Raw genomic sequence first — 19600 nt, forward strand, 5'->3', positions numbered from 1 at the left:
ACCACGCCACGAGCCCGGGAAGACCGTGAAACGAGTCGAAACCCTCACCGAGCATGTCCGCTTGAAACAACAGCGAGGTTAAACATCAAGCTGAGGCATCCGCTTCACCCAGATGCGTGATGACGTAATTGCGGATCGCGTCCCGCAGCCGGTCGGCGTCCCACACTGATCCGTTGAGCAGCCACTGCATCCGGTCCGCGGTCACATGCCCGGCACGCTCCGACAGTGTCCAGCCGTTCTTCTTCGGCAGCTCCGCCAGCAGCCCCTCGATGAACTGCGCGAACACCACCCGAGGCTCGGGCCGGTTGAACAAAGAACCCCAACGAACCGGTCAACGCGGACAGTTCGGCATCCCACTCGGCTATCTGCTCAGCCGTCACACCCAGCATCATGCCCGGTCAACGACACCACACAGGCTCCGTCACAAGATCTCCGGCTGTAGTACGTGGGCCTCGGCTGACGTAGGCGGCGGTTCCGGCGGCGGTGAGTACCGCTGCGACCACGGCCGCGGGTCGGCTGCCGGAGGCCTGTGTCTGCCAGGTCAGTGCCTCCCCCGCGGTGCCCATGCCCAGGAACGCCGCCGCGCCGAGCGTCCACCCGAGAGGCAGGAACCACGACCGAGCGGTGCCGACCGTGGCCGTCCCCAGGGCGGTCAGGCCCAGCAGGCCGGCCGCGTCGCGGACGACACATCCGAACGGCCCGAACCGCGTGCCGGTGAGCAGTGTGGCCAGCAGCAGCATGAGTACGCATCCCAGGGCCGTGGCCAGGTGGGACATCCGCAGCCATCCCCACGGCCTCGCCGCCGTGCGGTCCAGGGTGTCGTCGGGGCCTCCGAGCGTGGTGGTGGCGACGGCTACCAGGAGCAGGACCGTCAGGGCGAGTACGGTGCTGCTCACCTCGCCCTTAACGCTGAAGGCCGTCGCCAGCAGCCACGCGATGGCAGTGCCCGCGACGGCCGCGCCGAGCGCCGCCGGCACCTGGCGCGAGCGGACGTAGAGCGTCAGTCCTGTCATCGGGCGCCTCGGCTCAGGAGGTCGGTGGTGTCCTGGCACTTCTGGGCGGCCTGATAGACGGCGATAACCCGGGCTTCGGCCTCGGCTCGCGACAGTGCCTGCAGTCCCTTCCAGAGCTTGACGGCGTCCGGGTCATCGAATTCGAGGCCATCGGGACCGGCGGTCGGCTCCCGGTCGAGCAGCCAGTAGGCCGCAGCGGTGGCGACTGTGAAGTTCCGGTTGTCTCCGCAGCTGAGAGGGCCGGTGAACACTCCGGTGAGCATCGTCGGTTCGAGCCATCTCGGGTGGGCGAGGTGACCGTGCTTGTCGACCGTGATCCTCATCAGCGCGGTGTCGGCCCGCGACCTCGGTGACGTAGGAGGAGAGAACGTGGAGGTGTCCTCATGTGCCTCGACGATTGATGTTTTCGTCAGGAGTTCCAATGCGTGCCGGGCCTTGGGGGTTACCTCGGGCAGCAACCCTTCGTGCGCCCGGCTGACGCAGACCCGCGGCGTGTCGTCGGTGCACACCAGTTCCTGGGCGACCGGGTCGAGCGTCCCTTGGTCGTAGGCATCGCCGGTCGGCACCACCAGGGCCGTGGCCGTGGCCCCGATGGCCAGCGGCAGCAGCGCGGCGAACGCGAACTTACGGTTTTGGACGGCGAAGAGCACGACGCCGGCCACCGCAACCGCGGCCATCCAGAGTGCCTGGGCGGCGCTGACTTCGCCGTCGACGGTGTCGTAGTCGCTGAACATGCTCATCCCCATGGCCGGGGAGAACGCCGCCGTGAATCCGCCGTCCGGCAGGGCGTGGGGCGCGAGGATCAGTAGCGCGAAGCCGATCACGGCCAGCGCGGGTGCGGTGGCGAGCGCCGGCACCAGGCGTCCGACGGCCAACCCGAGCCAGACCGAGGCGATCATCGCGACCGGCCCGACGGCCACGACGACAAACGCGGCCGGCGGCAGGTAGCGCGCCGTGTCGGCGATCCGTGGTGCCGCCGCGAGGAGCGTGACCAGGTAGGCGACGAGCACCGCCAGGGCCGTCGTGGCCAGGATCGGCACCATGCGCTGCGGTCTCGGGCGGGGCACGGCGGCGAGCAGTTCGGCGACGTTCGCCCGGTGCTCGCGATAGGACTGCCAGGCGCCGGCGGCCATCGCAAGGGGCGAGAGAACCGCGAGGTATTCGCGCTGCGTCATGGCCAGCGCCATCCACCCCGTGAACCATCGCCCCGCGGTGGCGTGGAGGACGATCGTGCCGGCGACGGCGATCAGGAGCGCGGCGCCGAGGGCGGCCGAGCGCCGGAGCTCGATGCCGAGGATGCGGTTCATGCGTTGCTCCGGTGCTGGCGCAGGAGTGCGGAGTAGCCGCGCTCCGCCGGGCTGTCGCCCGCGTCGCCCTGCCCACCGCGGGCGATCAGGTCGTCGGGGGTGCCCTGGAAGAGGAGTCGTCCTTCGTTCATGAGGATGACGTCGGTGCAGGCAGCGACGACGTCCTCGACGAGGTGGGTGGAGACCAGCACACAGCTGTCGGCGCCGAGGTCACGCAGCAGGTCGCGGAAGTCGAGACGTTGTTCGGGGTCGAGTCCGACGGTGGGCTCGTCGAGCAGCAGCAGTTCGGGGTCGTTCACGATGGCCTGGGCGATGCCGGCCCGGCGCAGCATGCCGCCGGACAGCGTCTTCATCTTGGCGTCGGCCTTGGTGGTGAGACCTACCCGATCGATCGCGCGTTGTACGGCGTCGGGTATCGCGGTTTTGGGCATTTCCTTGAGCCAGGCCATGTACGCGACGAACTCGCGGACGGTGAACCGCGGGTAGAAGCCGAACTGCTGCGGCAGATACCCCAGTTTGCGACGCACCTCGCGCAGGTCGGCACGGCCGTCCACCTGCGCGCCGAGCAGCGTCAATGAGCCGCTGGCGGGCTTGACGACGGTGGACAGCGCGCGCATCAGCGTGGTCTTGCCGGCGCCGTTCGGGCCGAGCACACCGAGCACGCCAGCAGTCAGCGTCAAGTCGAGTCCGTCGACGGCCAGGTGCCGGCCGGCCCGGACACGCAGTTCTTTTGCGTGGACGAGCCAGGGATGAAGGGTGGGAGCCGTTTCGGCAGCACGCACCGCTCGCATGGGTCTCTCCTGTTGATCCTGTTGATGGGGGGTCAGTTGCCACTGGTCAGGCGACGGAAGTGCGTGGCGGCGAGCGGTGTGATCGCGGCAAGGGCCACGGTGGCCACCACCCAGTCGGCGGTGCTGCCCGGCTGCAGTACCGGGGACAGGGACTGGGCCGCCACACTCGGCAGCAGGACTGCCGCGGACCAGACCACCGCGAGTCCGATCGCCGCGCGCCGTACGCCGATGAGGGCGCCGAGCACGAGGGTGGCCCCCGTGAACGCCAGGCACGGCAGCAGGGTGAGGGCCAGCGAGGTTCCGGTGCTCACACCCGCCACCAGCAATGCCGGAAGCACGACGACGAGCACCGCGAGCGTCCGCCGCAGCACCATGGCCAGGCCGGCTGCCGGTGTGGTGGCGATCAGTTCCCAGGCGGGGTCGATCCGCCGGCTCCAGGCCACCGCGACGCCGGGCAGCGGAGCCACCGGGGCCAGCAGCAGCACGAGCGACGGCAGGCTCGGCTCGGCGGAGTCCAGGAGTACGCCACAGCCCAGCACCGCGACGGTCACCGCGAGCCAGGGCAGCAGCGTCCACGCGAGCCAGCGTCGGTGCACGGCCGCTGCTGGTGTGCGTTGCCGGGTCGGCGACGGGCTCGCTTCGATCGCCTGGCCGAGCGAGACGGCGACACGGTCGAGCAGATCCGTCGTGGCAGGGGTGGCCTTGGCGGCCAGTGACTCACGGCAGTTGGCGCACGCGTCGAGATGGACCTCGATCGACCAGAGCGCGGCGTCGTCGAGTCCGTGCCCGCCGTCCGCGTAGCGGGCCAGGATCGTGGTGGTGGGATGAGTCATGAGAGCGCCTTCCGCAACGCGATCCGAGCCCGCCGCGCGCGGGTTTTCACCGTGCCCTCCGGCATACCGAGCAGCACCGCTGTCTGACGGACCGACAGGTCGTCGAGCACCATCGCCTGCAGCACCTGCCGCAACTCCGGTGGCAGCCGCAGCAGCGCCTGTTCGAAGTTCTGGTCGACGCGGTTCGCCATCACCTCGTCCTCGGCGGCCGGCGCGGTCGTATCGAGCAGGGCAACGGTCGGCACCCGCTCCTGCCGGGCGCGTCGGCGGAACGCGTCGACGAGACGGTTCGCGGCGATCGCCCAGAGCCAGCCGACCGCACTGCCCTCGGTCACGGAGCCCGCATAGCTGCCGGCCGCACGCCAGACCGCCAGGTAGGTCTCCTGGAGCACGTCGGCGACGACGTCGTCGTCGGCGCAGCGGCGGCGGAGCCGCACCGCCAACCAGGGCGAAGTACGCCGATACAACTCGTCGAACGCTGCCCGGTCACCACCGGCGACGCGACGCACGAGTTCTGCCTCGTCGAGGTCTGCCATGCCTTTCACGATCAGGGAGACGAAACGACCGTCCATTCAGGTTCTCGGACGCTTCGGCGGCTACCGAAAGCAACAGCGCCTTACGCCGAGCGCGAGGTCGTCCAAATCGCCGACCGGCCCGAATCGCACCGTGGGCAGCTGCCCTGGATCGCCTCGCGTACGCGGGCCCCGCGCTCGCTGGCGTCGTTACGGTGAAGGAGACGGCATCAAGCTTTGTGCGCATTGTGTGTGGGGGGGAACTTCACGGTGAATGGACGGACTCGACGAGACGTGTGAACTCGACGCGCAATGTGAGTCCCTGCTGAGAGCACGACGCCGTCACGGCACTACAACGCGACCCTGTGATCAGTGGTTCAACCCCTGAGCACGACCCGTGAACTGATCTGGTTTCACCGGCTGCGGGCTGGCAGATTCCACCCGTACACACACCGTCAGGCAGTACCGGACCCACTCAGCGGGTTACGAACCGCTCTCTGGCTGTGCCCTGCCTGCCGGGGGTTGGGACCGGAGCGCCGGCTTGGCCGAGAAGGTGCAGGGCTGCCTGGGAGCCCGAACCGGCCTCGGCTGTCGCCACGACGACGCGCTGCCCCGGCTCCTGAGGGATTGTCAGAGTCTGCAGGTTGAGGTGCATCTGGCCGACGAGAGGATGACGCATGCGATAGGCCGCGATCTCCCAGTTCCTGACCCGGTTCTCGGACCAGAGGGCGGCGAATTCCGTGCTCTTCATGGCCAGTTCGCCGATCAGCGTGGCCAGCGCCGGATCGTCCGGATACTGACCGACGGCAAGTCGCAGCTTCCCTACTACCGTCCTGGCCTTCTTCCGCCAGTCCACGAACAGGTCCCGGGTGTGGGCGTCCAGGAAGACCATCCGCGCCATGTTCGGGCGCCGGTCCGGCTGATCGGGTATGCGCCGGTCCAGATGCCCGGCGAACAAGGAGTGTCCCGTACGGTTCCACGCCAGCACGTCGCTGCGGCGCCCCAGCACGATCGCGGGTGCGTCACCGAACGCTTCGAGCAACTGCGTGGTCGTCTCACCCGCGTGCTCGGGCGCCGGCCTGCGGCGCTTGCCGCTGCGACGCGTGGCGCGAGCCAGATCGTGCAGGTGAGTTCGCTCCACCTCGTCCAGACCGAGGGCCCGGGCAAGAGCGTCCAGCACCTCCGGTGAAGCGTTGAGCGACACCCCCTGCTCCAGCCGGGTGTAATAGGAAAGGCCGATCCCCGCCAACTGGGCCAGTTCATCCCGTCGCAGCCCCGGCACGCGCCGCCGTTCCCCGAAATCCGGCAGCCCCACGTCAGCCGGCCGCAACTGCGCCCGGCGCGTCTGCAGGAACTCGCCAAGACCCGATCTCTTGTTCATGCGGCCGAGTATGGACGCCCCGGCGCCGCGCAGCCTGCCCCTCCCAGGGCTACCCGGGCCACGGTCACGGACCCGCTTCGCCGGGAGACGACCTGCCCCGGTATGCGGTGTCGAACGGCGCGGCGCCGTGGTAGACGAGCACCAGGGTCGGGTGATCGTCCAGAGGGTGCCCTGCCAGGTCTTCTCCGCCTGCCTGTGCAGGGTTGTGTCGGGACGCGAGGTGTCGGGGTGTCGTAGGCCAGGCGCGGGTATCGGCCGGCGTCTGATGTTCCGGCCACGCGTCGGTGGATTCGCCGGTCGTCGGCCGTGGTTGGGGGGCATACGGGTAGGGCGGGTAGGGCGGCGCTCCTCTGGGGTGTCGGCCTTCCCGCGCCACGGCCGGTTCCCCGTCCTGCACTGCGGCCGGTTCCCCACTGCCGCTCGTCACCACGACCGTGACGCCGACGATGATCAGCAGGAGTCCGGGCACGGTCGCGAGGTCGATGCCCTGCCCCAGCAGCCACCAGGCGGCGAGTGCTGCCACGGGGGTCTCCAGCAGGAGGACGACACTCAACGTCGTCGCCGAAATCCTGCCAAGGGCGAAATTCAGCGAGCCCAGCCCCAGGAGCTGGGGGAGGATGAGCAGCCCGAGCAGCGACAGTTGGGTGGATCTGTCGAAGCCGGTGAGCGGGGTGTGGGTCAGCAGGCAGACGGCGAGGAGTTCCAGAGCGCAGACGAGCGCACAGACCGCTGAATACAGCGGTGTGCTCACATCTGTGCGCGCCTTTTGGCTCAGGGCGGTGTACCCGGCCTGAGCCACGGCCCCGGCGAGCGCGAGCAGATCGCCCAGTAGTGCCGTACCGCCCGACCGTAAGTCCAGACCGCCGGCCGCGGCCGCGCCCACGATGGAGACCGCGAGACCGGCCCATGTCCGGCGAGATGCCCGGACGCCCTGCCCTGCGGCGATGAGGGCCTGCCAGACGGGCTGAGTGGCGACGAGCGCTGTGGACATGGCCACCGAGGTCAACCGGGTGCTCGTCATGAAGGCCGCGAAATGGAGGGACAGCGAGGTGGCCGCGAGGAAGCCGAAGACCATGGGTCGCCACTGCTCCCGGCGCAGAATGCCGCGCTCACCGCGGAGCACGCGCGTGAACTCACCACGGCGCAACACCAGGAGGAACGGCCCGAGTGTGGCGAAGCCCAAGGCATTGCGCCAGAAGGCCATGGCGAGCGGCGCGGCCGAGGCTGAGGCTGTGAGAGGAGCGGTGGCCGATATGGAGACAACGGTGACGACCATCGCCGCGACGGACAGCGGATCGATTCTGGACTTCACGCGGAGCTGCCGCCGTCCACGGTGGGCCGGGCCGTGGCAGGTGCCGAGAGCGTCGGCTCGTCACGCCGAAGTCCCGGCACTCGCCGCCCGGCTCCCCACACCCGCAACCCATCATCTTCCGGATGCGGTCGCAAACGGCATGTTTGCGAGAACTCCCCCAGCTTCGGGTTTCTGATCATGCAGGGGAGTATCCATACGCCGTCGCTGTCCAGCCTGCCCCTGCGGGGGGCAGGCTGGACGCAGCCCACAGAGGCACACTCGGACCCGCGAAGCAGATAGGTGGCCAGGTCCTTCGCGGCGATGTAACCCTGGTTGCTCATCTCCATCCTGAAGATGTCGTCGACCGTGGCCTTGCGGTACTTCGGCTCAAGGACGGAGGCCGGCTTCCCGGTGTCCTCACGGATGTGCCGTACGTCGACACCGTGCTGCTGCGCCTCGGCCCGGTACCCCTCCATGAGCTCGTTCGCGCGCAGCCGCCCGGTCTCCCCCGGAGTGTGCCGGGGCATCGCCACCAGTTCTCGCTTCGAGTTGGGGATCCGCCGGCTCAGCGCCTGGAGGCCCGCCTTCGCGTTGTCGCTCAGCTCCTCGCCGAACCAGATGAACTGAACCCTCTCCGGCTCCTTGGCCGGATCTCGATCGGGCATGTGCGTTCCCTTCCTGCCCGGCGACCGAGCGCCGCCGGCTGTCACGCACAACGGACCACGCACGCCCGGAGGTTCAGCACCCCACTGAACCAGCGGCCGCTTCGCACCGTGGTGGTGGCGACCACCACAACCGAGCGGACGGAGTACCGAAATGACCATCCTTGCGCCGGATCCGGCGGAACAGGGCACCCGGAGCCGACGGAAGAGCAGCCGCAGGGGCCCGCCTTCGTCCTCCACCCGGACGACCCCGAGTACGACGACGCCCTGAACCGGCTGGCCCTGTGGGTGCGCCACCTGTTGCTGCCGGTGTACGGCAGGGAGGTCACCTCCGCGGCACCCTGGCGCCCGAGTTGGTGGAAACACCCGGAGGCGGTGGCGCAGCCGTACGGGCTGTGGACGGCGTGGCAGGAGCTGACCGGCCCCACGTCCGGATCGACCGGGCCGGCCACCTGACACCGCGACCACCTCAGCCACGTCATGGCCTCACTGCGGGACCCCTCGGGCCCGTTCGCGGGCTGCAAGGCCGGCACCCACCGGGCCAAGGAGGCGCCGGGGATGGACCCGTACCGGGGCTGATCACCGGCTCCCGAAATCACCCGGAGCGAGTGAACCGTTCGGGCACGCGGCCCGTTGCGGTTCGACGAGACACAGCCCCTCACCGCATGTCGGGAAGGACATCATGACGGCCGACACCACGGGCAGGAAATGGGCCCGGGCACCGCAGAGCGCGGCCCGGGTTCCTCAGGAGGCCCAGACGCCGCAGGAGGCCCCGCTGCCACCGCCTCCGCCATCCCCCGCACCGCGGTTCATCCTCTACTTGGACGGGCGCGAGTACGCGCAGACGATGCGGCAGCTGACCCTGTGGACGCACCATGTGCTGCTACCGGTCTACGGCCGGGAGGTCACCTCCGCGGCCCCCTGGTGCCCCCTGTGGTGGGAGCACCCGGAAGCGGTCGCCCAGGTCCACGGTCTGTGGCTTGCCTGGGGGGAGTTGACCGGCCCCGGCTCCGAGCCGAGCGGGCCCGCCGGCTGGCACCGTGACTACCTGGGCCCTGTGATGCTCTCCCTCCGCGACCCGGCAGGCCCGTTCGCCGGATGCAAGCCGGGCAACCACCGCCCGAAGGAGAGTCCTCCCGTCGACATCGTCGACCCGTTCGCCCCGCCGCCCGGCCCCCCGCCCCCTCCACCGCCCGCCGCGGCCTGAACGTCCGGCGGCTCACCATCCCACCACCACCCCCTCAGTGAGGACAATCCATGAGTACACCTCAGGAATACGGCGCCGCATCGCAGGTGCGCAGCATGGCGTTCGAATCGGTCACGGACCCGAACGACACCAGGCCTCGCCTTATTGCCGCTGTCTACGTCAACAACCAGCTGCACGCAACGTCAGATCCCTTCTACCCCGGCGTCCAGGCGGGCCCGAACAGCAGGTACACGCTCCCGAACGGCGGCCAGGAAATGCGGATGTCCCGGAACGACATGGAGGTGCGCGCTCTCGACTGGTCCTACAACCTGGCGCAGGAGCTGCGTCGGGAGGGGAAACAGGTGTGGTCGTACCAGACGGACCTCATTCTGCCTTTCGGGACATGCAACGGCTGCAAGGTGCGGCAGGGCATGCACGCGACGGACATCTCCGAGATCTTCCCGGGCACCTATGACGCGCGCGACCAGAAATGGAAGATCGCAGTCAAGCCGAACTACGACCAGCAGTACGACCATCCCGCGACCGCTGGCAGGTCGGACCGGAGGACGGGGGAGGTCCTGACGACGTACGGCTACGAGGAAGGAGTCGAGCTGAAATCAAACGCGTACACGCAGGACCACTACCCCGGCGTCCGTGACACCTACTGGCAGTACAGCCACACTCCGGACGGCCCGATTGGTACGGTCAACCCCCAGGACAACACCATGAACGCGTACACAGGCCCCATCGTGTCGGACCGGAACTCGCCGGACTACTCCTCTCCCAGCAACAGCACCGGAGGGACCCCGCCGAAGTCGAACACCCCGCCGAACGGCGATCCGGGAGGCGACAACACTCAGGGCGACAACACTCAGTCCGAAGGACACGAGCCCTATTACGACAAGGACGCGGGCACGTACGTCGTCGAACACAACGGGCAGACGCTGTATCACAACCCCCGGACAGGTGAATGGGAGAGCGGCCAGCAAGGAAGTTCCACGTCCGCCTCCCAGTCCCAGAAGTCCTTCGCCAGTGCGGTGAAGTCCACCCAGCCCGCACAGCAGGAGTCCTCCGGCAGGACGTCCGGCCAGCGCTCCTCCAGGCACGGCAGCAGCAAGGACTCGCAGTCGCACGGCAGCAGCTCCAGGAGGAAGAGCAAGCGGTAGCAGTGACAAGGAAGAGCCAGGGCACGGCGCGGACTGCCGCACCGGGCAAGTACGACCGTCCGCTCAGCGTCTCCGGCGTGCCGGGGACGCGGGGCGGGCGAGGGGGACGGGGCGGGCCGGGGGCGTCATCGGGGACACCGGAGGGGACTCGGGGCGGGCGAGAGGGACGGGCCGGGCCGGGGGCGTCATCGGGGACACCGGAGGGGACTCGGACTGGGAGTCGCCACTGCCGTCGAGGCCCTGACGAGTAGTCGTATGCGGCGGCGTAGGGCTGTTCTGCCTCGTGAAGTCGCGGGCCGACCGGAGTGCGTCCTGACCGGGAGGCGCCGGCCGAGGCACGGAGAAGGAGGTCGCGCGGCTCGCCTCCGTCAGGGGATGTTCTGGGGACGGCAGGACCGGCGAGGGTGCGCGTCGGTCGCGGCCGTCTTCGGCAGGTGGTGGCGGTACCACCGCTTCCCGGGTCCAGCGCTCTCGCGCGGTGGGCTGGTTCTCCGGGGCGAACCTGGTGAGAAGCGTCTCGAGCATCGGCAACCGGTTGTTCTCATACGCCCTTTGGAGCCGAGGGCTCTCGGTGATCTGCTCCAACATGTAGTGCGTGAGCTTCTCGACCTCTTCCCGCGTGAGCTCGCTTGTCTTCTGTTGGGCCGGCGATGCCGAGGATGCCGAAGACTCGGGACTCCCCGCGGGGGGTGCACCGTTGGCGGCCGTGAACGGGTGGCCGTAGTCCCCCTGGGATGGCTCCGCACGGCCTGCACCGCCCCCGCCGCCCCCACCACCAGCAGCACCGCCCGCGGGGCCCGCGGTGCCCCCGCCGTTCCGCGACAGCAGTCGCCACAGTCGCGCCATGAGCTCCGACAGGGATCGCCGGGTCGAACTCGCCCGGAGGTCGTCGTCGATCAGCTCACGTGCCAGGCCCTTCAGCTTCACGTCCTCCTGGGAGAGAGGGCGCTCCTTGATCAGCCGCTGCCGCTGTGGTTGTCGGGCACGCGGGGTGGTGTCGGCCATGGCGAATCTCTCCCGTCGTATCCCCCTCGGGCCGGATCCCCGGGACCGGGCCCACTGGCACGAGGCATGACGGGCAGCCACAGCGAACGGTTCAATGGTTCCGTCGACTGAACCATCCACCGCGCCCATCCGTCGTGCCCGCGCAGGCGACAACTGATCGCCGAACCCCGAACCCCCGCAAGCCCGATGGAGAGGCACGCTCTATGCGCACCATGCGCAGACGCACATCATTTCTGCTGGCTCTGTTACTGGTCATAGCCGGTGTGACAGGCACCGCCGTGGCGATCCAGGTCCACCGCTCCGACAGCGCGGGCATCAACGGAACGCCGGCCGCCGACGTCGGCACCGCCGAGCACACCGTCACTTTCCAGAACAGGACGGACAGCCGTATCTGGATCGGCAGCACGGTCAACGCGGACGGCTCGGCCTCGCTCACCGGGATGCCGACGCTGGACCCCGGCCAGTCCGCCACCATCACCATTCCCGAGCGCGAGGGCGCCGGGCACTGGCGCGGCAAGTTCTTCGCCCGCCAGGGGTGCAGCGGTGACGACGGCAGTACGTTCCACTGTGCCGTGGGCGACTGCGGTCCGTACGCCGACCACTGCTCGCTCGGCGAACAGCCCACCGGACTCGCCGAGTTCAACTTCGACCCGGCCGACAACCTGGCGCCCTGGTACGACGTCAGCTACGTCAACGCCGTCTCGGCGCCCGTCACCATCACCCCGAACGATGTGGCGGTGCCCGAGAGCGGCGAGTGCGCGGCGGCGGGCTGCGCCGAGGATCTGCTGTCCGCCTGCCCGGCGGACAACCTGGTCAAGGACCAGGGCACGGGCCAGTCGCTGGTGTGCGTCAATCCCAACCGGGACGCGAAGACCCCCTACAGCGACATGATCAACCAGACGTGCCCCACCGCGTACGCCTGGTCCAAGCAGGACGCCGAGCCGGGCAACAAGGTCATGTACCAGTGCACCAAGTGCAGCGGCCTGACCGTCGCGTTCGGCACCGGCAGCGCCGCCGCAGCGACGGACCCTGCCACGACGACCACGACCGGCACAGTCACCCCGGCCTCGACCCGCAAGGGCATCAGCCTCAACCCCGTCGACGGAGCCTCCCAGGCGCTGGCCGAGTCCGGTGCGTCCTGGTACTTCAACTGGGCCTCGTCCACCGGTCCGGTCGCCAAGCCGGACGGTGTCGAGTTCGTCCCGATGATCTGGGGTCCCGGCTCGGTGACCGACGCCGAACTCGGCCAGGCCGCCCAGCAGGGCACGGAGTTGCTCAGCTTCAACGAGCCCGACTCGGGCACCCAGTCCAACATGACCCCCGAACAGGCTCTTGATCTGTGGCCCCGGCTCCAGGCGACCGGCCTGCGCCTGGGGGCCCCGGCGGTCTCCACGGGCGCCGACGTCGCCGGGGGCTGGCTGGACCGTTTCATGACGGGAACCGCCGAGCGCGGCCTGAAGGTCGACTTCATCCCCCTGCACTGGTACGGCGCCGACTTCGGCCCCGACGCCGCGAATCAGCTGCGCGGCTATCTCCAAGCCGTCCACGACCGCTACCACAAGCCGATCTGGCTGACCGAGTACGGCCTCATCGACTTCTCCCAGGGCACCCCCCGCTATCCCAGCCAGCAGGAGGAGACCGACTTCATCAAGTCGTCGACGACGATGCTGAACGGCCTGGACTTCGTGGAGCGTTACGCGTGGTTCACGCTGTCCACCCAGACCAGCCCGACCGGCCTCTACGACGGCACGACCGCGAACGCCGCCGGCCAGGCCTATCGAGACGTGGGCTGACGACCCGGCGGTCCCGGTCGGCCCGAATGCTGAACCGTTCTCACCCGCCGTCCGTTGTGCGGGTACGACCTCGCCGTGCCCCACCCCCCTGGGGCGCGGCGAGGTCCTGATCCGACCAGGGCCACACGGCTGGAAGACGTAGGGAAGGAATGGTCATGAGCCGGGGTGAAGAGACGGACGAGCCGATCACCGGGGACGAGCACCTCGTACCTGGGGAGCCGGTGGATCTCAGCAGGCCGGAACCCGCCGGGAACGCGCCCGAGCCGTCCCCGTTCCTCGCGGTGGTCATCTCGGGCGACGGCTCCGCCGCCATCGATGGCGTACCCGTGCCGACGGCGGAGGGAGAGGCGGTCGACGCCGCGGTCCTCGACACGCTGCACGGATACGCACGCGACCGGAACGCCACCGTGACGGCGGCCATCTCCGATCCCGCTTCGGGTTACGTGGCCTTCGTCGAAGTCGCCCCCGACGGTTCGAGCACGCTTTTGGAGCAGCACGGGGAGCAGCCGCCCGAGCAGGGCGAACCCGCAGTACCCACAGGGCCGTACGGACACGAGACGGGAACCGGGCCTTCCGGCGTCGACGACGACGTCGACGAGGGCCTCCACGACGACCCCGAAGACGAACTCGAAGTCGAAGTCGAAGTCGATGAAGCGGCGTACGCCCTGCCGCAGCCCTCAGGCTCCCCGTCCCCGCCCCCCGCCTTCAGTTCGACCCGGGCCTCGGCCTCGCCCGCGAACCCGAGCCGGAGCCCGATCCCGCGCCCGGAGATCGGCCGCCGGGGCGAACTGCGCCAGTCGGACGCCGAGTTCGAGGAACCCGGGCTGCTCCACCGGCCCCTCGTGGTCGGCCCGGCCGCACTCGGCGTGGCCGCTCTCGTCATCGTTCCGCTGGTGATGCTGGGCAGCGGCGGGTCGGGCGGAGGAGGGGACGAGACGCAGGCCGCCCGTGCGACCAGCGAGGCGAGCAAGAGCCCTTCGGCCGAGGAGCCTGCACCGACCGTGTCCGTGACCCCCAGCATGATGCCGTCACCGCCCAGCGCGACGCCCACGAAGCCGAAGGACACACAGGGCTCAAAAGGCTCAAAGGGCTCGAAGGGCGGCGGAAGTGTCACCGTCACCGTGACCGCGAGGCCGCCGCGGACCACCGTGACCGCGAAGCCCCCGCAGGACACCGCCGCCACCGCCGTGAGGCGCCTCGCCAGGAGCGACCCGGGCGGGCGGCACATCTGCTACCGCGTGTACCTGTCCGGACAGGGCTGGCAGAAGCCCGTGTGCGACGGCACGCTGGCCGGTACGACCGGCCAGAACAAGCCGATCAAGTCCATCAACATCGCGGTGACCGGCAGCGGCGGCTCGGCCGCCAACGCCTTCGTCCACGACGCCAAGTCGACCAGCGGCCAGGGCAGGTGGGAACCGCAGTGGACAGCCATCGTCGGGAACGGCAAGAACAACTACATCGGCAGCACCAGCAAGTCCGCCCCGTACATGACGGGCTTCGCCATCAACATCGGGAGCGGCCAGGTCTGCGAGATCGCCAAGGTCCACGGCTACGCCTGGGGCGGCCAGGGCTGCGCGGACGCGCGCCCCGACTTCGTCTTCGGCGGCACCCTCGAAAACACGCGCTGGCTCGAAGCGGTCAAGTTCACGGTGTGACCCGTGCGGCCGGTCCCGCTGGCTCGGCATCACCCGGATGGCGCCAACGGCCCCGGGCGAGCCGGTGGCGACGCCCGCACGGAGCGCGGGTACCGGTGTGCGGGGTGCGGATGCGACTCGTCGTCCCGGCGCTGAACGCCCTGTTCGACCGCGCACCTGCGCCCGAAGCCGAGGCTGCAAACGACTGACGGGCACTTCTGAGATCCGGGACTGGTACAGGCGTGCTGGGTGGGGGCATGGAGGCTTCGGCCCCTAAGCCGAAGTCCATGCCGTGCATACGCGCTCAGGCCCTGGGGCTGATGTTGCTCCAACCGCGTTCGAGGATGTCGAAGGCACGGGTGACCGTCTCGTAGCCGTCGGTACGTCCGCGGGCGGTGCGGGGCGCTTCCAGGACGAAGTGGGCCAGTGCCGCGCAGTCAGGATCGTCGGCAGGAACTCCGGTTGCCTCGGCGATGGCGTGCGTGAGCGCGGTTTCGTGGCGCAGCCACATGCGCTGGGCGTAGTCGCGCAGTGCCGGGGTGCTCTCCACGAGTTCGACGAAGGCGGCGAAGTTCGCGTCGGCGCCCCCGGCGTCGACCCGGTGGCGCAGGGCGTGCTCGCGCAGGGCCGCGAGGACGGACTGGCCTTGGGGCCTCTCGCGCACGGCGGCCAGCAGCCGGGCTTCCTGGTCGGTGTCCTCGTCGAAGACGAGTGCCTCTTTCACGGGGAAGTGCTTGAACAGGGTGGTGGTGGACACGTCCGCCGCGTCGGCGATGTCCCGGATACCGACCTGGTCGTAGCCGCGTTCGAGGAAGAGGCGCAGGGCGGCATCGGCCAGGGCCTGCCTGGTGGCGGCCTTCTTGCGTTCGCGGCGCCCCCGCGGTGCGTGATCCGCAATCGTCTCGCTCATGCCTCAACCCTACCCCTTGGTTGCACAACTTCAAAAGTTGTCTTGTTGCACTTTTAGGGTCGACTGTGCTCTTCTGGAACCGTCGGCCGCGGGGCACTGCCCGGCCGCAGCCTTCTTTTTCTCCTGCCTGCCGAGCACTCCCATGGACGGAGCACCACCATGAACGCCTCCACCGCACCCCGCATCGCGATCATCGGCGCCGGCCCCGGCGGCCTGACCTGCGCCCGCATCCTCCAGCGGTACGGCATCACCGCCACCGTCTACGACCTCGACGCCTCCCCCACCGCCCGCAACCAGGGCGGCACCCTCGACATGCACCCCGACTCCGGCCAGAACGCCCTGCGTGAAGCCGGACTGCTGGAAGACTTCCTGGCACTCGCCCGCCCCGAAGGTCAGCAGATGCGCCTGGTGAGCCGTGACGGACGCGTCCTGTTCGACGCCGTCCCGCCCGAGGCCGACACCAAGGACGGCAACCCGGAAATCGACCGCGGCCAGCTGCGCGACCTCCTGCTGGACTCTCTCAAGCCCGACACTGTGCGCTGGAGCCACAAGCTCACCCGCGCCGAACCCCTCACCGGCGGCGTCCACCGCCTGCACTTCGCCGACGGCACCACCACCGAGCACGACCTCGTCATCGGAGCCGACGGCGCGTGGTCGCAGGTTCGCCGCCTGCTCTCCGACGCAATACCCGTCTACACCGGTGTCACCTTCGTCGAAACCGGTCTCGACAACGCCGACACCCGCCACCCCACACTCGCCGCGCTCACCGGCGACGGCACCATGATGGCCCTCGACAACAACCAGGGCTTCGTCGCCCAGCGCAACAGCCACCAGCACATCCGCATTTACATCGGCATGCGCACCGACGAACACTGGCACCAGAAGGCCGGCCTCAACCTGACCCACACCGCCGCGGTACGCGAAGCACTGCTCAAGGAGTTCACCGGCTGGCACCCCGACCTGCTCGGCTTCATCGCCGACACCGACACCGGGTACATCAACCGGCCGCTCTACGCCCTGCCCGTCCCCCACACGTGGCAGCACACCGCCGGCCTCACCCTCCTTGGCGACGCCGCCCACCTCATGTCGCCGTTCTCCGGCATGGGCGCCAACCTCGCCATGCTCGACGGCGCCGACCTCGCCCGCGCCCTCATCGACAACCCCGCCGTCGACGACGCCACCCGCGCCTACGAGAACCTCCTGCTGCCCCGCTCCATCGAAGCAGCCGAAGGCGCCGCCGAGGGAATCGACAGCGCCTTCGCGCCCGACAGCGCCGCCCAGACCCTCGCCCACCTGACCCAAAACCACTGACACCAAACGACACGCGTTCGTCTAATCCGGACGCGGGCCCGCCCCTCCCGCGACCGTGCGCAACAGCGGGCGGCTCGCCGCGCTCGCGCCGGCCAGGCCCGCGAAGCCCAGCGCCAGGCAGCCGGCGAGAAGCATGGCGCTGCGGCCGTCGAACTGCGGGGCACCGCCGGCAAGTGTCAGCGGCGCGGCGCAGAACAGCCCCGTGAGCACCGCGCCGACCGCGAGCACCGCAGCGGGCAGCACCGACTCCGTACGCCTGGCCGCGTCCAGGATCCGCAGCGGGGTGCCCGCGAGATGCAGCAGGCCGTACGTGCGGCGGCGGTCCAGGACGGACGAGGCGGCCGTGATGCCCGTAGAGGCGATGGCGATGGCGAAGCTCACGCCGAGCACGGCCAGCGTCACGTGGTGGAAGTCGCGGTTGAACTGGCGCGACTGCCAGTCCGCGTCCGGGCCGGTGATCGGGTACTGGCCGGGCACGAGGCCGGTGAGCACACCGCGCGCCGTGTCCAGGCGGCCCGGGTCCGCGACGGTCGCGGTGACCTGACGCTCGCCCCCTCCGCCCACACCGGTGGCGACCCAGTCGTCGTCCGCGCCGACGGTGGCGTCGATGCCCGCGCGCTCCAGGCGTACGGCCGCCTCATGCCGTACGGCGGCGACGCGTTCCTTCGGCACGGACAGCGCGAGCCGGTCCGCGCTGCCCCAGGGCGAGTCGCCGCCGAGGCTGAACAGCGCGAAGAAACCGGCCACGAACGCCGCCAGCGTCAGCGCCGACACCGCACGCCACACGGACTTGGGGTCGTCGAGCAGCCGGCGCCCCGCCAGCAGCGTCGCCGGACGCCGCGCATGCTGGGCGACGAGGCCGCCGAGCACGCCGACCACCCACGGGCCGATGACGCTCAGTGCGGCGAAGACGGCGGCGCAGCAGTACACCACCGCGTTGATGTCCATCGACCTGCCCTTGGACAGCTGCCAGTAGCCGAGCAGTACGACGACGAACAACAGCGCGCGCACGGCCTTCAGACGGGGAGTGCGGGAGCGGCGGACGACCCCGAGCGGGCCCACGACCACCTGCCGCAGCCCCGCCAGTGCGCTGCCCGCCACCATCAGCACCACGCCGGCGAGCACGGCGAGCAGCACGGGCGCGCCGACCCACAGGTCGGAGACATACCAACTACCACCTGCCACAGGCACCTTGGCCGCGAGCGGCAGCAGCACCGCATATCCCAGCGTGCCCGCGACGGCCCCCGCCGTGCCGGTCAGCGTCGCCTCGGCCACCGCGATCCCCGCAATCCGGCCCGGCGCGGCGCCCAGCAGCCGCAGCGTGGCCAGCCGCGTGTCGCGCCGCGAGACGGACAGCCGGGCCGAGGAGGCGCCGAGCACGAGCAGCGGCACGATCAGCAGTACCGTGGCGATCTTCATCAGGTCCTGGTACTGCGAACCGAGGCCGTCCGCCGTCCGCTTCCCCGCGAAGTCCGCGACGGGCGTGGGCGTGACGATGTCCCCCGGACGGCGCGGGTCGCTGCCGCGCTTCACCGTCATCGCCGGGTCATCGGCGCGGTGCCCGACGATGGCCACCTTCTCGCCCGGCCTGACCAGCGCGGTGCGGCCGAGCGTGCCGGTGGTGTCCTTGCCGGGTAGCCTGCCGAGCGCGGGCGACGTCCATACCTCGCCCGGCTCAGGGAAGTGCGGCATGCCGGGAGGCGCGGGTGCCTCGCCGCTCATGCCCGGCAACGCGGCGACATCGACGACGGTCACGGGCTCGCCGCCGACGAAGGTGGTGCCCACCGCCTCGACGGCCACCGCGCGCGAGAGCCCGGCCTTGGCGGGGGTGCGCCAGTCGGCGTGCGCGGCGCGTTCGCCGAAGCCGAGGTTGGCGCCGACGCACAGGAGCAGCAGTGTCGTGCAGATCGCCGAGGCGGCGACGGACAGTCCGGCACCGAGCCGGCCGTGCCTGCCGCCGCCCCGCAGCAGCCGCCAGGTCAGCGTCCAGGTGGTGCGGTCCAGCGCCCTCATCGTTCTCATCGCGCGACTCCGGTACCTTCGCCGGTCCAGGCCCCGGCCCCTGCGGATGCCGAGCCGACCGGTGCTGAGTCTTCGGGTGCTGAGCCGGACGCATCCGTCTCGCGTACGGTCCGCCCGTCCCGCACGTGCACCGTGCGGTCGCACCAGTGGGCCACCGACTGATCGTGGGTGACCACGACCAACGCCGTGTTCTGCAGCCTGGTGACCTTCGTCAGCAGCCGGATCACCTCCTGCCCCGTGGCCTGGTCGAGCGCGCCCGTCGGCTCGTCGGCGAAGACGACCTGAGCGCCCCCGACCAGCGCACGTGCGAGCGCTACTCGTTGTGCCTGTCCGCCGGACAACTGGCCGGGGCGGCTGTCCTCCTTGCCCTCCAGGCCCAGCGGCGCGAACCACTGGCGCGCGCGCCGCTCCGCCTCGCGGCGCGCGACACCGCCGAGCATCAGCGGGAGCGCCACGTTCTCCACCGCCGGCAGTTCGGGCAGCAACTGGCCGAACTGGAAGACGAAGCCGAAGCGGGTACGGCGCAGCTCACTGCGGTCCGGTTCGCGCAACTGGTCGATGCGCTCGCCGTCCAGCAGCACTTGGCCGCTGTCCGGGCGCTCGATGTTCGCGAGACAGTGCAGCAACGTCGACTTGCCGGACCCGGAGGGGCCCATCACGGCCAGCGACTCACCTGGCCGCACGGCGACGTCCACGCCGTCGAGCGCCCGGGTGGATCCGAAGGACTTGGACAGTCCGATGCCGCTCAGCACGGGCGGCGGCCAGGAGGTGTTGTTGTTCATG

Annotated in this window: 18 protein-coding genes; 6 read left to right on the forward strand and 12 right to left on the reverse strand. The window is 70.0% G+C overall.

All coding sequences use genetic code 11. From position 1 onward, the window contains the following. Positions 1–85 precede the first annotated feature (85 nt). The 9 genes from ACFY0T_RS45505 to ACFY0T_RS45545 all read right to left on the reverse strand — a co-directional run bounded on the left by ACFY0T_RS45505 (position 86) and on the right by ACFY0T_RS45545 (position 7793). Positions 86–286 carry a hypothetical protein gene (locus tag ACFY0T_RS45505; RefSeq protein WP_388884437.1) on the reverse strand — a complete coding sequence of 67 codons (201 nt, stop codon included), beginning with the start codon at positions 284–286 and terminating at the stop codon, positions 86–88. Between the two features lie 112 nt (positions 287–398). Further along, positions 399–1013: a hypothetical protein gene (locus ACFY0T_RS45510; RefSeq protein WP_388884438.1), complete on the reverse strand. Its 615-nt coding sequence runs from the start codon at positions 1011–1013 to the stop codon at positions 399–401. Continuing rightward, positions 1010–2320, reverse strand: coding sequence for a hypothetical protein (locus tag ACFY0T_RS45515; protein ID WP_388884439.1), 1311 nt, complete (start codon positions 2318–2320; stop codon positions 1010–1012). The genes ACFY0T_RS45510 and ACFY0T_RS45515 overlap by 4 nt, the downstream gene beginning before the upstream one ends. After that, positions 2317–3111: an ABC transporter ATP-binding protein gene (locus ACFY0T_RS45520; RefSeq protein WP_388884440.1), complete on the reverse strand. Its 795-nt coding sequence runs from the start codon at positions 3109–3111 to the stop codon at positions 2317–2319. Before ACFY0T_RS45520 ends, ACFY0T_RS45515 begins: the two co-directional genes overlap by 4 nt. Before the next feature lie 32 nt (positions 3112–3143). Then, complete coding sequence (locus ACFY0T_RS45525) at positions 3144–3944, reverse strand: hypothetical protein (protein WP_388884441.1); 801 nt, start codon at positions 3942–3944, stop codon at positions 3144–3146. Beyond that, positions 3941–4480 carry an RNA polymerase sigma factor gene (locus tag ACFY0T_RS45530; RefSeq protein WP_356098770.1) on the reverse strand — a complete coding sequence of 180 codons (540 nt, stop codon included), beginning with the start codon at positions 4478–4480 and terminating at the stop codon, positions 3941–3943. Before ACFY0T_RS45530 ends, ACFY0T_RS45525 begins: the two co-directional genes overlap by 4 nt. 451 nt (positions 4481–4931) lie before the next feature. Continuing rightward, positions 4932–5837, reverse strand: a complete 906-nt coding sequence (locus ACFY0T_RS45535) for a helix-turn-helix domain-containing protein (RefSeq protein WP_388884442.1) — start codon at positions 5835–5837, stop codon at positions 4932–4934. A 64-nt stretch (positions 5838–5901) separates the two neighbouring features. After that, complete coding sequence (locus ACFY0T_RS45540) at positions 5902–7149, reverse strand: DMT family transporter (protein ID WP_388884443.1); 1248 nt, start codon at positions 7147–7149, stop codon at positions 5902–5904. Next, complete coding sequence (locus ACFY0T_RS45545) at positions 7146–7793, reverse strand: hypothetical protein (RefSeq protein ID WP_388884444.1); 648 nt, start codon at positions 7791–7793, stop codon at positions 7146–7148. Before ACFY0T_RS45545 ends, ACFY0T_RS45540 begins: the two co-directional genes overlap by 4 nt. A gap of 114 nt (positions 7794–7907) precedes the next feature. Between ACFY0T_RS45545 and ACFY0T_RS45550 the strand changes: the two genes are divergently transcribed. From ACFY0T_RS45550 to ACFY0T_RS45570, 5 genes are all read left to right on the forward strand, one after another. Next, the gene (locus tag ACFY0T_RS45550) at positions 7908–8246 is read left to right on the forward strand and encodes a DUF4913 domain-containing protein (protein ID WP_388884445.1); all 339 of its coding nucleotides are present in this window, start codon (positions 7908–7910) and stop codon (positions 8244–8246) included. Between the two features lie 226 nt (positions 8247–8472). Next, positions 8473–8997 (forward strand): DUF4913 domain-containing protein, encoded by a 525-nt coding sequence (locus tag ACFY0T_RS45555; protein WP_388884446.1) that lies wholly within the window; start codon positions 8473–8475, stop codon positions 8995–8997. A 50-nt stretch (positions 8998–9047) separates the two neighbouring features. After that, entirely contained in the window at positions 9048–10142 is a 1095-nt protein-coding gene (locus ACFY0T_RS45560) for a hypothetical protein (protein ID WP_388884447.1), read from the forward strand. A gap of 1217 nt (positions 10143–11359) precedes the next feature. Beyond that, positions 11360–12940 carry a glycosyl hydrolase gene (locus tag ACFY0T_RS45565; RefSeq protein WP_388884448.1) on the forward strand — a complete coding sequence of 527 codons (1581 nt, stop codon included), beginning with the start codon at positions 11360–11362 and terminating at the stop codon, positions 12938–12940. Positions 12941–13095: 155 nt separating this feature from the next. Then, the gene (locus ACFY0T_RS45570) at positions 13096–14595 is read left to right on the forward strand and encodes a hypothetical protein (RefSeq protein WP_388884449.1); all 1500 of its coding nucleotides are present in this window, start codon (positions 13096–13098) and stop codon (positions 14593–14595) included. Between the two features lie 283 nt (positions 14596–14878). Here the strand turns inward: ACFY0T_RS45570 and ACFY0T_RS45575 are convergent, their stop codons facing one another. Continuing rightward, complete coding sequence (locus tag ACFY0T_RS45575; protein WP_388884450.1) at positions 14879–15484, reverse strand: TetR/AcrR family transcriptional regulator; 606 nt, start codon at positions 15482–15484, stop codon at positions 14879–14881. 159 nt (positions 15485–15643) lie between these two features. Here ACFY0T_RS45575 and ACFY0T_RS45580 point away from each other — a divergent pair, with 159 nt between their 5' ends. After that, positions 15644–16795, forward strand: coding sequence for an FAD-dependent oxidoreductase (locus ACFY0T_RS45580; RefSeq protein WP_388884451.1), 1152 nt, complete (start codon positions 15644–15646; stop codon positions 16793–16795). A 21-nt stretch (positions 16796–16816) separates the two neighbouring features. Here ACFY0T_RS45580 and ACFY0T_RS45585 read toward each other — a convergent pair whose 3' ends face one another. Together ACFY0T_RS45585 and ACFY0T_RS45590 are read right to left on the reverse strand one after the other, a co-directional pair. Next, positions 16817–18817, reverse strand: a complete 2001-nt coding sequence (locus ACFY0T_RS45585; protein WP_388884452.1) for an FtsX-like permease family protein — start codon at positions 18815–18817, stop codon at positions 16817–16819. Beyond that, positions 18814–19599, reverse strand: coding sequence for an ABC transporter ATP-binding protein (locus ACFY0T_RS45590; protein ID WP_388884453.1), 786 nt, complete (start codon positions 19597–19599; stop codon positions 18814–18816). The genes ACFY0T_RS45585 and ACFY0T_RS45590 overlap by 4 nt, the downstream gene beginning before the upstream one ends. Position 19600 lies beyond the last annotated feature (1 nt).

Source organism: Streptomyces sp. NPDC001530 (genome assembly GCF_042894545.1).
Taxonomy (GTDB): Bacteria; Actinomycetota; Actinomycetes; order Streptomycetales; family Streptomycetaceae; genus Streptomyces.